12 protein-coding genes are annotated in these 14,285 nt (G+C 55.3%); 4 read left to right on the top strand and 8 right to left on the bottom strand.

Features of this window, described 5'->3' with window-relative positions:
- Nucleotides 1–20 precede the first annotated feature (20 nt).
- Together ftsH and rlmE are read right to left on the bottom strand one after the other, a co-directional pair.
- Complete coding sequence (ftsH, locus tag V8L70_RS07030) at nucleotides 21–2,027, bottom strand: ATP-dependent zinc metalloprotease FtsH (protein WP_336269115.1); 2,007 nt, start codon at nucleotides 2,025–2,027, stop codon at nucleotides 21–23.
- Nucleotides 2,028–2,301: 274 nt separating this feature from the next.
- Entirely contained in the window at nucleotides 2,302–2,949 is a 648-nt protein-coding gene (gene rlmE, locus V8L70_RS07035) for a 23S rRNA (uridine(2552)-2'-O)-methyltransferase RlmE (RefSeq protein ID WP_035587113.1), read from the bottom strand.
- A 114-nt stretch (nucleotides 2,950–3,063) separates the two neighbouring features.
- Between rlmE and yhbY the strand changes: the two genes are divergently transcribed.
- A complete protein-coding gene (gene yhbY, locus V8L70_RS07040; RefSeq protein ID WP_008958789.1) occupies nucleotides 3,064–3,390 on the top strand; it encodes a ribosome assembly RNA-binding protein YhbY in 327 nt (108 codons plus the stop codon).
- 94 nt (nucleotides 3,391–3,484) lie between these two features.
- On the opposite strand, the gene greA is transcribed toward yhbY, so the two are convergent.
- From greA to V8L70_RS07065, 5 genes are all read right to left on the bottom strand, one after another.
- Nucleotides 3,485–3,961 carry a transcription elongation factor GreA gene (gene greA / locus V8L70_RS07045; RefSeq protein WP_008958788.1) on the bottom strand — a complete coding sequence of 159 codons (477 nt, stop codon included), beginning with the start codon at nucleotides 3,959–3,961 and terminating at the stop codon, nucleotides 3,485–3,487.
- Complete coding sequence (gene carB / locus V8L70_RS07050; protein WP_336269116.1) at nucleotides 3,958–7,188, bottom strand: carbamoyl-phosphate synthase large subunit; 3,231 nt, start codon at nucleotides 7,186–7,188, stop codon at nucleotides 3,958–3,960. Before carB ends, greA begins: the two co-directional genes overlap by 4 nt.
- Nucleotides 7,189–7,256: 68 nt before the next feature.
- Nucleotides 7,257–8,402: a glutamine-hydrolyzing carbamoyl-phosphate synthase small subunit gene (gene carA / locus V8L70_RS07055; RefSeq protein WP_008958786.1), complete on the bottom strand. Its 1,146-nt coding sequence runs from the start codon at nucleotides 8,400–8,402 to the stop codon at nucleotides 7,257–7,259.
- A gap of 399 nt (nucleotides 8,403–8,801) precedes the next feature.
- Nucleotides 8,802–9,608, bottom strand: a complete 807-nt coding sequence (gene dapB / locus V8L70_RS07060; protein WP_336269117.1) for a 4-hydroxy-tetrahydrodipicolinate reductase — start codon at nucleotides 9,606–9,608, stop codon at nucleotides 8,802–8,804.
- Nucleotides 9,609–9,725: 117 nt separating this feature from the next.
- Complete coding sequence (locus V8L70_RS07065; RefSeq protein ID WP_008958784.1) at nucleotides 9,726–10,007, bottom strand: DUF2218 domain-containing protein; 282 nt, start codon at nucleotides 10,005–10,007, stop codon at nucleotides 9,726–9,728.
- A gap of 263 nt (nucleotides 10,008–10,270) precedes the next feature.
- On the opposite strand from V8L70_RS07065, the gene V8L70_RS07070 reads away from it, so the two are divergent.
- The 3 genes from V8L70_RS07070 to V8L70_RS07080 are packed head-to-tail and all read left to right on the top strand — an operon-like array spanning nucleotide 10,271 to nucleotide 13,222.
- On the top strand, nucleotides 10,271–11,404 hold the full coding sequence (locus tag V8L70_RS07070; RefSeq protein WP_336269118.1) for an ABC transporter substrate-binding protein: 1,134 nt from the start codon (nucleotides 10,271–10,273) through the stop codon (nucleotides 11,402–11,404).
- Nucleotides 11,394–12,479, top strand: a complete 1,086-nt coding sequence (locus V8L70_RS07075; RefSeq protein WP_336269120.1) for a FecCD family ABC transporter permease — start codon at nucleotides 11,394–11,396, stop codon at nucleotides 12,477–12,479. The genes V8L70_RS07070 and V8L70_RS07075 overlap by 11 nt, the downstream gene beginning before the upstream one ends.
- Nucleotides 12,473–13,222: an ABC transporter ATP-binding protein gene (locus V8L70_RS07080; protein ID WP_336269121.1), complete on the top strand. Its 750-nt coding sequence runs from the start codon at nucleotides 12,473–12,475 to the stop codon at nucleotides 13,220–13,222. Before V8L70_RS07075 ends, V8L70_RS07080 begins: the two co-directional genes overlap by 7 nt.
- Here V8L70_RS07080 and V8L70_RS07085 read toward each other — a convergent pair.
- Nucleotides 13,200–14,102, bottom strand: coding sequence for a DMT family transporter (locus V8L70_RS07085; RefSeq protein WP_336269122.1), 903 nt, complete (start codon nucleotides 14,100–14,102; stop codon nucleotides 13,200–13,202). The genes V8L70_RS07080 and V8L70_RS07085 overlap by 23 nt on opposite strands.
- Nucleotides 14,103–14,285: the final 183 nt, after the last annotated feature.

The raw sequence follows: 14,285 nt of genomic DNA on the forward strand, positions 1-14,285 counted from the left end.
AGGGTTAACTATCTAATCACCTAGGGACCCGCCGGGCCGCCAAGAGGATCTGAAGGCCGACGGCGCGGCTCGTCATCATCCTCTTCACCGTCGCCGCCAGAAGCGTTGGTAGACGTATCATCATCGGCTTCTTGCGCTTTTGGCTTATCACCACCGCCAACTGGCGTACCGCCGCCGGATGAATCACCGTCGTCCCAGCCTTCCGGTGGGCGCGGGTCGCGACCTTCCATGATGTCCTTCAACTGCGTGGCATCAATAGTCTCATACTTCATCAACGCTTCGGCCATGGCATCAAGCTTGTCGCGATTATCAGTCAGGATTTGGCGCGCCTGCTCATAACAATCGTCGATGATTTTACGCACTTCTTTATCAAGGCGCGTCGTGGTATCACCCGACTTCATCTTACTGCCGCCCTGACCCGGGCCACCGAGGAACTGATGCGACTCGTCCTCGTCGTACATGATCGGACCCATCTCGTCCGACAAGCCCCACTTCGCCACCATGTTGTGGGCAAGCTCAGTGGCGCGTTTGATATCGTTAGAGGCGCCGGTGGTGACACCGTTCGGACCCAACGTCATCTCTTCAGCAATACGACCACCAAACAGCGAGCAGATCTGCCCCAGAATTTGCTGACGCGACAGGCTGTAGCGATCCTCTTCCGGCAAGAACATCGTCACGCCGAGGGCACGCCCACGGGGGATAATGGTTACCTTGTAGACCGGATCATGCGAAGGCACAACCAAACCGATAATGGCGTGACCTGATTCATGATAAGCGGTGTTGAGCTTCTCTTTATCGGTCATGACCATCGACTTGCGCTCAGCGCCCATCATGATCTTGTCTTTAGCCAGCTCCAGCTCTTCCATGCTGACTAGGCGCTTATTGCGGCGCGCAGCAAAAAGTGCGGCTTCGTTGACCAAGTTGGCCAAATCCGCGCCAGAGAAGCCAGGCGTGCCGCGGGCAATCAGCTGCGGTTTTACGTCATCACCCAGCGGCACTTTACGCAGGTGAACGCCAAGAATGTGCTCACGACCACGAATATCCGGCAAGCCAACGGTAACCTGACGGTCAAAGCGGCCTGGACGCATAAGCGCAGGATCAAGCACGTCAGGACGGTTAGTCGCAGCGATAACGATGACGCCTTCGTTGGCCTCAAAACCATCCATCTCGACCAGCAGCTGGTTCAACGTCTGCTCGCGCTCGTCGTTACCGCCACCCATGCCAGCACCGCGAGAGCGACCCACAGCATCAATCTCATCGATAAAGATAATGCAGGGCGCCTGCTTCTTAGCCTGTTCGAACATGTCGCGCACACGTGATGCGCCGACACCGACAAACATTTCAACGAAGTCAGAGCCCGAGATAGAGAAGAACGGCACTTTCGCTTCGCCAGCAATGGATTTTGCCAGCAGCGTTTTACCGGTACCTGGGGGCCCTACCATTAACACGCCGCGGGGAATCGTACCGCCTAAACGCTGGAATTTGGTGGGGTCACGTAGGAAGTCGACCAACTCTTCGACTTCTTCTTTGGCTTCATCACAGCCAGCCACGTCGGCAAAGGTCGTTTTGATCTGATCTTGAGAGAGCAGCTTGGCCTTCGATTTACCAAAGCTCATCGGGCCGCCTTTACCACCGCCGGCACCACCCTGCATCTGGCGCATAAAGAACATAAAGATGCCCAAAATCAGCAGAATCGGGAAGCTGGCAATAAGCAGCCGCGTCCAGATACTTTGCTGTTCTGGCTCTTTACCCACGACCGTCACATTATTGCTCAACAGGTCGTCCATCAGCTTCGGATCTTCTGCCGATGGGCGGATCGTCTGAAACTGAGAGCCATCCGTGCGCTCACCACTGATGGTGTAACCATCAATCGTGACGCTACGTACCTGCTGATTTTGCACCTGCTGCACAAACTGAGAATAGTTGGTGTTTTGCGGTGCGCTTTCGGTGCTGAAATTATTGAACACTGTCAGTAGGACGGCCGCGATGACCAACCACAGAATCAGGTTCTTCGCCATATCATTCAAGGGGCTACCCTCATTACAAGAATCCGTCAGTTAAACCCTGGTGCTTAATAAAGCCTGCTACTAATAATCTTAGTACTACGACATTACATCAGCATCAAGCGTTCAACCATTGCCAAAGCGTCTTATGCCTCGGGCCATCTGTGTCACGCGCGTATTGCGGCTAATGTGACACACGTTGCGCTTGCCTGTCTGGCAATCGCGCTGATAAATCTTGGCTATGAACCACATACACCGTTATCCCATCACAGGTAAAATTATCGAACCATATGATGCGTTAACCGCGAAACCCTTCGGCCAGAAAATAGACTTCACGGGAGCGTGCCCGCGATGCATCCGGCTTGCGAGTCACTACCTTGCTAAAGCTGCTGCGTAACTCTTTCAGGTAAGCGTCAAACCCTTCCCCCTGGAATACTTTAGCTAAAAACCGACCACCGGGTGACAGAGTTTCGCGAGCGAGTTCTAACGCTAACTCCACTAAGTACATCGCCTGAGGCTGATCAATTGCCGCCATACCACTCATATTGGGGGCCATATCCGACATCACAAGGTCTACGCGACGATTATCTAGACGTTTTAATATCGCCTCCAACACCGCCTCTTCCGTAAAATCCCCCTGGATAAAGTCCACGCCTGCGAGCGCATCCATCTCCAAAATATCAGAAGCGATGACCACACCTTCAGGCCCTACCCGCTCAGCAGCAATCTGACTCCATCCGCCGGGCGCTGCCCCTAAATCAATGACCGTCATACCGGGTCGCAGCAGTTTATCCTTTTCATCCAGCTCAATCAGCTTATAGCTGGCACGAGAGCGATAGCCATCTTGCCAACTCTGCTTCACGTACTGGTCGTCAAAATGCTCCTTCTTCCAGTTATTGCTGGTTTTGCTAACGGAATGTTTACGGCTTGGGGGCTTTTGCTGCATGTGGGAATCTAACACTGGAATAAGAGATGGGCGCATTCACGCGATCGCTTTCACTCGGTGACGTTTCACCGTAAGATGGAGCGTTAAGCGCTAACCGGGATACCGCAAGATACCATGAGCTTGTCACAGGCACAAAAGAAAGCATTTCGTAGCATTGGCCACCATCTTAACCCAGTGGTCACCGTTTCTGAGAACGGCGTCTCCGAAAATTTGCTCGCAGAACTTAACCGCGCACTCACTGATCACGAACTGATCAAAGTGAAACTCGCCATTCCTGAGCGTGATGATCGGGCTGCCATGATAGCCGAACTGATCGCCAATAGCCGTGCAGACCTTGTGCAAACCATTGGCAAAATGGCGCTGCTCTACCGTAGGAACCCGCAGGTGAATCCAAAGCTTTCTAATGTTACCCGCTTTGAGAACCACCACGGTAGGCATTAACCGTTAGATTGTACTCGCTCTAAAACGAATGCTGCTGCACTAAAACGCCCCTTCAACCGACCTAACCGAGGTCAATTGAAGGGGCGTTTTTTCATCAAACGTATTCGACGCTACCTATTTCGTACTCGACATCGCCGCCGGGGGTTTTCACCACCACAACATCCCCCTCTTCCTTGCCGATTAAAGCACGGGCGATGGGAGAAGTGACCGAAATACGGCCAGACTTAATATCCGCTTCATCTTCGCCGACGATACGATAAGTGACTTCCGCATCGGTATCCAGATTCATTAGCGACACGGTAACACCAAAAATCACTTTGCCGGTTTTCGGCAGTTTGGTGACATCAATTACCTGGCAGACGGAGAGCTTACTTTCGATCTCCTGAATACGCCCTTCGATAAACCCCTGCTGCTCACGAGCGGCGTGATACTCGGCGTTCTCTTTCAGATCACCGTGTTCACGCGCTTCAGCGATGGCCGCGATCACTTGCGGACGCGCTTCGCTTTTAAGGTGGTCGAGCTCTTCACGAAGGCTTCTTTCTCCCGCCACTGTCATCGGGACCTTGTTCATTGACTTGCTCCTGCATGCAGATCCTGAAGGCGTCGCACCGTAATCTCACTACCGTACTCAAGCGCCATGCAAACAGCATTAGCGCCCGCCAAGGTGGTCGCATAGGGCACCTTGCGCGAGAGAGCAGTACGGCGAATGACCGAAGAGTCGTTAATAGCCTGACGACCTTCAGTAGTGTTCACAATGTAGGCGATTTCGTCGTTCTTAAGCAGATCGACGATATGGGGACGGCCTTCGTAAACTTTATTGACGTGTTCCACGGCAAGCCCGGCAGCTTCCAAAGCAGCCGCTGTTCCCCGTGTTGCACATAGCGTAAAGCCTAATGCTAACAGAGAACGGCCCACTTCGATAATCCCTGCCTTGTCCGGCTCACGAACGGAAAGGAACGCTTTACGCTCGCCGGTCAGCGCCGGTATGGCCTCGCCTGCCCCCAACTGCGCCTTGAAGAAGGCCTCTGCAAAGGTATCCCCAGAGCCCATCACTTCGCCGGTGGACTTCATTTCCGGCGACAGAATTGGATCGACACCGGGGAATTTATTGAACGGGAAAACCGCCTCTTTCACACTATAGAAGTGCGGTACGATCTCCTTCTCAAAGCCCTGCTCAGCCAACGTTTTACCTGCCATACAGCGCGCTGCAATCTGAGCAAGCGATGTGCCGATGCACTTGGACACAAAGGGCACGGTACGCGAAGCGCGGGGGTTAACCTCAATCACGTAGATTTCGCCATCCTGCCAGGCCAGCTGCACGTTCATTAAGCCTTTAACGCCCAGTTCAACCGCCATCTGCTTCACCTGATGGCGCATTTCGTCCTGCACATCGGCAGGCAGCGAGTAAGGCGGTAGCGCGCAGGCGGAGTCACCGGAGTGAACGCCCGCTTGCTCTACGTGCTGCATGATGCCGCCAATCACCACCTGCTGACCATCCGACACGGCATCGATATCGATCTCGATTGCGGCACTCAGGAAATGATCCAGCAGCACCGGTGAGTCGTTGGAGACCTTCACCGCGTGGGTCATGTAGTTTTCAAGCTCGGAGGCGTCGTAAACGATCTCCATAGCCCGGCCGCCTAGCACGTAACTGGGGCGTACTACCAGCGGGTAGCCAATTGCTTCGGCTTTATCGAAGGCTTCGGCAAAGCTGCGCGCCGTGGCATTGGGCGGCTGCTTCAGGCCCAGCTTGTCGATCATCACCTGGAAGCGTTCACGGTCTTCGGCGCGGTCGATGGCGTCCGGCGTGGTACCAATGATCGGAACACCGGCAGCCTCTAGCTCGCGGGCCAGTTTCAGCGGCGTCTGACCACCGAACTGGACGATCACGCCCACCGGCTTCTCTTTGTCGGCGATTTCGAGCACGTCTTCCAACGTTACCGGCTCAAAGTAGAGGCGATCAGAGGTGTCGTAATCGGTAGAGACGGTTTCCGGGTTGCAGTTGACCATGATGGTTTCATAGCCGTCGTCGCGCATGGCAAAGGCGGCGTGAACACAGCAGTAGTCAAACTCGATACCCTGGCCGATACGGTTCGGACCACCGCCCAACACCATAATTTTCTGACGATCAGACACATCCGCTTCGCACTCTTCTTCATAAGTGGAGTACATATAGGCGGTATCTGACACAAACTCAGCGGCGCAGGTATCAACGCGCTTATAGACCGGGCGAATGCCTGCTGCGTGACGCGTCTGACGAAACTCTTTTTCACTGACGTTAAGCAATTTGGCCAAGCGCGCATCACCAAAGCCTTTACGCTTGAGCTGATAGATCTCACGGGCAGAGAAGTCGGTCAGTGAGCGCTTGGCGACGGCGTTTTCAGTCAGCACTAGATCTTCAAGCTGGACTAGAAACCAAGGGTCGATATTGGTCAGCGCAAACACCTCATCAACGCTCATACCTGAGCGCATGGCGTCCGCGATATAAAAAATACGCTCGGCACCGGCGGCCTGAAGCTCGCCCTGGATAATCGCCATGTTGTCCGGCGTAAAATCGGTAATGATCGGATCGAGGCCATCATTACCGGTTTCCAGGCCGCGCAGGGCTTTCTGCAGCGACTCTTGGAAGGTACGACCAATCGCCATCACCTCACCCACCGACTTCATCTGCGTCGTTAGGCGATCGTTAGCCTGGGGGAATTTCTCGAAGGTGAAGCGTGGGATCTTGGTAACCACGTAGTCGATAGACGGCTCAAACGATGCCGGTGTACGACCGCCGGTAATATCGTTCTGTAGCTCATCCAGGGTGTAGCCGACCGCCAGCTTGGCGGCGATTTTAGCAATCGGGAAACCGGTTGCCTTGGAGGCCAGCGCCGAGGAGCGCGACACCCGCGGGTTCATCTCAATGACTACCAAACGGCCGGTCTTGGGATCCATACCGAATTGGACGTTGGAACCACCAGTCTCGACACCAATCTCGCGCAGCACCGCGAGACTGGCGTCACGCATGATCTGATACTCTTTATCCGTCAGCGTTTGCGCCGGGGCCACGGTGATCGAATCACCAGTGTGTACACCCATGGGGTCGAAGTTCTCAATCGCGCAGACGATGATGCAGTTGTCGTTTTTATCACGCACAACTTCCATCTCGTACTCTTTCCAACCCAGCAGCGACTCATCAATCAGCAGCTCGTGGTTGTTGGAGAGTTCAAAACCGCGCGTACAGATCTCTTCGAACTCTTCCTTGTTATACGCCACGCCGCCGCCGGAGCCGCCCATGGTGTAGGAAGGGCGAATGATCGTTGGAAAACCAAGCTCCGCCTGAATCTCCCACGCCTCATCCATGCTGTGCGCGACTTTCGCTTTCGGGCATTCCAAGCCAATGCGCTTCATGGCTTGATCAAACAGATCGCGGTCTTCGGCCATGTTAATCGCATCGGCGTTAGCACCGATCATCTCGACGCCGAATTTCTCCAGCACGCCATGCTTTTCAAGCTCGAGGGCGCAGTTCAGCGCCGTCTGGCCGCCCATGGTCGGTAGAATCGCGTCGGGGCGCTCCGCCTCGATGATTTTCTCAACCGTCTGCCAGGTAATCGGCTCGATGTAAGTAGCATCGGCCATGGCCGGATCGGTCATGATAGTGGCGGGGTTGGAGTTGACCAAAACAACCCGGTAACCCTCTTCGCGCAGCGCTTTACACGCCTGGGCGCCAGAGTAGTCGAATTCGCAGGCCTGGCCGATCACAATCGGGCCAGCGCCAATGATCAAAATAGTGTTGATGTCGGTACGCTTAGGCATAACGGTTCCCGCAAAAAATGGTGACGATGAGCGACAAAAGACGGCGATACGGTGATGTGAAGGACGCGTTAACGGCGTGCCTGCATCATCGCCACGAAGCGATCAAACAGCGGCGCCACATCCCGCGGGCCGGGGCTCGCTTCCGGGTGGCCTTGAAAGCTAAACGCCGGTCGGTCGGTAAGCTCAATTCCCTGCAAGGTGCCATCGAACAGCGAACGATGCGTGGCACGCACATTGGCAGGCAGGGTCGCTTCATCCGCCGCAAAGCCGTGGTTTTGGCTGGTAATCATCACCGTGCCGGCATCCAAATCCTGCACTGGATGGTTGGCACCGTGGTGGCCGAGGCTCATTTTGACGGTTTTCGCACCGGCCGCGAGCGCCAGTAGCTGGTGACCCAGGCAAATACCAAATACCGGAATATCGGTTTCCAGCACATCCTGAATCGCTTTAATAGCGTAGTCACAGGGCTCTGGGTCGCCTGGGCCGTTAGCCAGAAAAACGCCATCAGGCTTCATCGCCAGCACGTCAGCGGCAGGCGTTTGCGCAGGCACCACCGTCAGGCGGCAGCCACGGGCGGCCAGCATGCGCAGGATGTTGAATTTCACGCCGTAATCATATGCCACCACATGGTAAGGGCGCTCACTTTGCGAAGCGTCGGCGTAGCCTTCCCCCAGCGTCCACTCGCCTTCCGACCATTCGTAAGCCTCTTTGCAGGAGACTTCTTTAGCCAAATCCATGCCCTTTAGCCCTGGAAACGCCTTGGCAGCTTCCAGCGCCCGCGCCACAGCCTCTTCGCCCTCAGCATCCGCACCGGCCAAAATCGCCCCGTTCTGGGCGCCTTTATCGCGCAAAATGCGCGTTAGGCGGCGGGTATCGATATCGGCAATGCCCAGCACGTTTTGGCTTTTCAGGTAATCCGACAGCGACTGCTCAGAGCGGAAGCTGCTAGCCATTAATGGTAGATCACGTATCACCAACCCTGCCGCGGCAATAGAGGCGGACTCAATGTCTTCTGCGTTAATGCCAGTATTGCCGATGTGGGGATAGGTGAGGGTGACGATTTGGCGAGTGTAGGAGGGGTCGGTAAGGATCTCTTGATAGCCGGTCATGGCCGTATTGAACACCACCTCACCGCTGGTTACTCCATCCGCGCCAATGGCGATACCGTGGAACACACTGCCATCTTCCAGGGCCAATATTGCGGGTTTGCTCAATGCGGGGTTATTCAAAACAAGATCCTCCCATGCTGGTGGGAGCCTGTAGGGCGCAGGCTCAGCAATTTCTTCGTTAATCCACGACGCTCGCGATTAAAGTCATTCATTATCAAAACAAGGGCCGTAAAAAAGCGGGACGAAGCCGATAAAAAGAATCGGTTTCATCCCGCTTGTTGTTCGATGCCTTTCAGAGTTGCTTAACTGATAACGTTACATCAGCAAACTCGGTGGCAGGCTTTGGGCTGGCCAACGCAACAAGCGCGCCGTCTAAGGTCTGTAAGTCAGAGCTTCTAAGCCACCCGGCCAAAATTTTTGAAATGTTACAGGAATTCTTGGCCTAAGACTACCCCCAACGACTACTCAACATTGGCTGAAGATAGATTTTGCCAAGTAGACCCCTTACTCCAGCCCCAGCACATCCTGCATATCGTAACGGCCGACCTCTTTGCCAGCGATCCAACGTGCCGCACGAACGGCACCTTTGGCAAAGGTCATCCGGCTGGAGGCTTTATGGGTGATTTCGATGCGCTCGCCTTCGGTGGCAAACATCACCGTGTGCTCGCCAACGATATCGCCCGCGCGCACGGTGGCAAAACCAATCTCTTTATCCGAGCGTGGGCCGCACTGCCCTACCCGCTCGAACACGCCATGCTCTTTCAGGTTCCGCCCCAGGCTGTCAGCGATCACCTCACCCATTTTAATCGCAGTACCGGATGGCGCATCGACCTTATGGCGATGGTGAGACTCGATTATTTCAATATCGTAGCCTTCATCGCCGAGCGCTTTGGCAGCCATTTCGAGTAGCTTCAGAGTCAGATTAACCCCAACGCTCATATTGGGCGCAAACACCATGGCCACTTTATCGCGGTAGCTATCTAACTGAGCCAGCTCATCATCGCTCATGCCGGTGGTGCCAATCACAATGCGCTTACCGTGTTCGGCGCAGAATGCTAGGTTACCAAGCGTGACCTGAGGGGCCGTGAAGTCGATCAACACATCGAAATCATCAACTATCGACGCAAGTGAATCTACCGCGACGACACCGCGCTTCCCTAACCCAGCGAGCTCGCCAATATCAGCGCCCGCTAAGGAGCTGCCCGGTTCCAGAATACCGCCAGCCAGCGTTGCCTCAGCATCTTGCTCAATAGCATTTACCAACGTACGGCCCATGCGGCCAGCCACGCCTACAATGGCAATTCGGGTCATGCGAACTCCTGCGCTCTGCGTTCCGGTATATAAAAAGTGTCGCAATTATAGCAGACGCACCAGCGCATTAGACGCTCTCCTTTACTGCCATGAAGATTGCTGCCATGAAGACTCAGTTTAGTTCTCCCAAACAATCGCCAGCTCTTCATCCCCTGCCATACGCATTAAGTGACGCTCGACCACGCCTTCCAGCTCATCCAAATGCTCCTCTTCCAGGGTTTCGATGGCGACCACCAATTTATCGGGCTCAGCGAGCATTAAGCAGGTGCCGGTGGCAAATGTAATGGTGGCCTGCTGATCGCTTTGCTCAACCTCTAGCTTATGCGCCCAGTGTTTACAGAGCCGATTAATTAAACGCTCGGCGGAAGGCGTGGCAATTTCAACACGAGATAAAGGCATAGCGGCCCCTCCAAAAATGTAAGTACTTACAAACCAAGTCATCCTTCAACAACGCATTGCCTTTAGAGCCAAACATGTGAAGCCATCGCCGTAGGATAAATGCTAAGGGCAAAGCGTAGCATGTTGACCATTAAGCGCGGCACCCCAATAATGCCTCCTAAACGCTAATCAGTTACAATAGCAATTGCATCTATGTGCTATCACCGTTAAAGCGCATCAGCGATGCCAGCCCTGTTAACCAATATCGACCAACGAGTAAAAAAATGCTCAGTTCTCCGCGCTTAAAAATCCTGCTTGGTACGCTTATCACGTTTGCTTGCGGCGCCACTGCTATGGCTGACGCTATCACCGTCACTGATGTCGCTGGCCGCGAAATCACTTTGGATGCCCCTGCCGAGCGGGTTATTTTAGGCGAAGGGCGACAAATTTATTTGCTCGGTTTACTCGAACCTGAAGCTCCTTTTGCCCATGTAGTCGGTTGGCGCGAAGATTTTTCCCAGGCGGATCCCGATAACTATGCCCGCTATCTGGAGCGTTTTCCCGAGATTGAGGAAATCCCCACCTTTGGCGGTTTTAAAGACGGTACTTTTGACGTCGAGCAGGCCGCCTCGCTTAATCCTGACGTAGTGCTGATGAACATCGAGGCGAAAGCCGCCACAGAAGATGCTGCCTACGACGACAAGCTGGCACAACTCGGCATTCCCATCATCTATGTGGATTTTCGCGAAGACCCGCTTGAGCACACCATCCCCTCCATGCGCATCATCGGCCAGATCATGGACGATGAAGAAGCGGCCGAAGCATTCATCGAGTTTGCCGAGACACAGTTGGCACGGGTAACCGATGTCATCGCCGAAGCCAACCCAGACCGCCCCAGCGTGTTTATTGACCGGGCCGGCGGCTACTCCGACGAGTGCTGCATGAGCTTTGGCCCTGCCAACTTTGGCGACTATGTCACCCTGGCGGGCGGTAGCAATATTGCCGAGGGCATTATTCCTAACAGTTTCGGCAACCTGAACCCTGAACAGATTATTGCTGCCAACCCTGATCATGTGGTTGTCACCGGCGGCAACTGGGATGCCTACGTGCCGGGCGGCAATTGGGTCGGCGTAGGCCCCGGGGCTGATATGCAAAACGCTCGCGCCAAGCTTGAAGCACTGGCCGAGCGCACCGCAATGACCGGCATCAAGGCGGTAGGGTCCGGTAACTTCCACGCCATTTGGCACCAGTTTTACAACAGCCCCTACTACTTTGTGGCCGTGCAGCAGCTAGCCAAATGGCTACATCCAGAGCTGTTTGAAGACCTGGATCCCAACGCCACGATGGAAGAGCTACACGAGCGCTTCTTACCTATCGACTATGAAACCGGCTACTGGATATCGCTCCATGACGACTGATACGAGGATGACGGAAACGGCGGTTACAGAAAGCCTTTCACAGGGGCGCGCCTTCTACCATAGCCAGGTTTTCCGCCGCCAAATGATACTGGCGGCACTGGTGTTAGCGCTGTTTTTTAGTCTCTGCGTTGACCTGGCACTGGGGCCCGCCCGCTATAGCCTGGGTGAAGTGATCGCGGCGCTGTTTACCCCGGACAGCGTTAGCCAGCAAGCGCGAGTGATTCTCTGGGAAATCCGCATGCCGGTAGCGCTGATGGCCCTAGTGGTAGGCGCCAGCTTGTCGGTGGCCGGGGCACAGATGCAAACCATTCTGAGCAACCCGCTAGCCAGCCCGTTTACCTTGGGGATTTCCGCCGGGGCCAGCTTTGGTGCCGCTCTGGGTCTCGCCTTCGGGGTGGCACTGGTGCCTGCCGCCATTGAATTTGTGGTGCCCATCAACGCCTTCGTGATGGCCATGTTCACCGCATTTTTAATTCATGCCTTAAGCCTTAAGCGCGGTGTGACGGTAGAGACCATTGTGCTGCTCGGCATCGCCATGGTGTTTATCTTCAACTCGCTGATGGCGCTGATTCAGTTCTTTGCCAGCCAGGAGGCGGTCTCTGCAGTGGTCTTTTGGACAATGGGCAGCTTAACCAAAGCCACCTGGCCCAAGTTCTGGATCGCCCTTAGCATTCTTGCTTTATCCATGCCGCTGCTTGCCCGACATGGCTGGGCGCTAACCGCCATGCGCCTGGGCGACGCCAAAGCCGAGAGTATGGGTGTCAATCCCCGCGCGCTGCGTTTGGAAGTGCTGGTGCTGGTATCGCTGCTCGCCGCCATCGCGGTGGCGTTCGTGGGCACCATTGGCTTTATCGGCTTGGTGGGCCCGCATATTGCACGCATTTTACTGGGTGAGGATCAGCGCTTCTTCCTACCCGGCTCGGCCCTGTGCGGCGCGCTTATCCTCTCCGTTGGCTCGGTTATCTCCAAGATCATTATTCCTGGCACCATTATTCCCATTGGCATTATTACTTCGCTGGTGGGCATTCCCTTCTTCCTATTTCTGGTGCTTAGCCACAAGAAGGCCTCATGGTAACCCTACAACTGAACCGTGTATCCGCCCGCTACGGGCGTCGCCCTATTCTGGAAGAGATCACCACACCCTGCTTTCAAGGGGGGCAAGTCGTTGCCTTGCTAGGGCCCAATGCAGCAGGTAAATCGACGCTTTTTCGCCGCATATTAGGGTTATTGAAAGGCGAAGGCGAAGTGATTATCAGCGGCACCAGCGCCGAGCACCCCGTGGGCTATATGCCCCAGGACACCGGCGCCAAGGCCGTGCTGACGGTCTATGAATCAGTGCTTTTGGCACGTATGCAGGGACGTGGATTAAAAGTGCAGCCTGAGGATTTAGCGCAGGTTGATCGTGCGCTGGAGGAACTCAGCATTACGACCCTTGGCGAACGCGATATCGGCGACCTTAGCGGCGGGCAGCGCCAGTTGGTCAGCGCTGCCCAGGCTCTGGTGCAAGAGCCTGAGATTCTGATGCTGGACGAGCCCACTTCGGCACTCGATTTGAACCGCCAGATCAGCCTTTTGACGGTGCTGCGCCGGCTAGCCGATGAACGCCAGATGCTGATTTTGGTGGCGCTCCATGACCTGGGGCATGCGCTACGTTTCGCCGATGCCGCCATGATGCTCGAAAATGGTCGCTTGATTGCCTGCGGCCCCACCGCCGACGTGATTACCCCTGCGCTGCTACGTCAGGTTTATCGGGTATCTGCACGTATTGAGTCCTGCTCGAAAGGCCAACCGCAGCTTATCGTCGAAGCAGCCATTTAAGCCGCCGCCCTTCCATTGCCGCTAGCGCCACCCCGGATAACATGAGCGGTAGCGCTAGCAGGAAGCCGCTGGAGACCGGTATTCCAAACAGCACCCAATCGGCGAGCACGGGCCACACCAGGGCAATATATTCAAAAGGCGCCAAGCGCGACGCCTCGGCATAGCGCAACGCTAATGTCATCGCAATGTGCGCTGCGCCGCCAAATAGGCCCGATAACACCAGCAGCGAAAACTCCACCCGGTTAAGCGCTGCCCAGCCCAATGGCATCGTTGCCAGCCCAGCCAGCGCTGCTACCACAATAAAGTAGAATGCAATTGATGCTGCCGTTTCAGTTCGCGAAATACGTCTGACGGTCAGTAGCGCCCCAGCAGTTAAGAGCGCACCCAGCGCCCCAAGCGCGTACCCGGTTATGTGGCCATTGCTTGAACTAGCGCCCAGCCCAGGCAAAATCAGCACAGCGACACCAGCAAGCGCCAATACTATGCCGCCCGCACGATAAAGTGAGCAACGCTCTCTTAAGAGCAGCACACCCCCTATCGCCATAAAAACCGGCGTTAGCTGTGCAAGCAGCGTCGCCTCGGCAACCGGCAACAGTGCCACCGCCGCAAAAGAGGCAAACATGGCCGCCGCCCCCAGCCCGGAACGGAGCGCATGCCCCAACGGGCGCCGCGTCGCCAACCCCCGAGGAAACTCCCGACGCACCAGAAGAAACACGACGATAGGCAGCAGCGCAAACAGCGAACGGTAAAACACCGACTGCCCCACCGGCACTTCGTCACTGACTGCCTTAATACACACCAGCATGCCAGTAAATAGGGCGCCTGACAGGACTCGCAACCCAATGCCCAACCCTGGGCGGTCTTCTTCAGTTCCTATCATTTCTCTTTTCCTGGTATACGAATAATCCACTTTAAAAGAGCATTAAAGAGCTGTCCCGGATCGCTCAAATAGCCAGCCTGCCTTGTGATATGCCAGTGCAGAACGGCCATGTTACATCAGGCAGTTTCCCGCCTTACTTGAAAGCCGTGCTAACCTTCGCAGCAGTGAAATGCATCGCTAGAG

Source organism: Vreelandella arctica, from assembly GCF_037070215.1.
In the GTDB taxonomy this organism is placed as follows: Bacteria; Pseudomonadota; Gammaproteobacteria; order Pseudomonadales; family Halomonadaceae; genus Vreelandella; species Vreelandella arctica.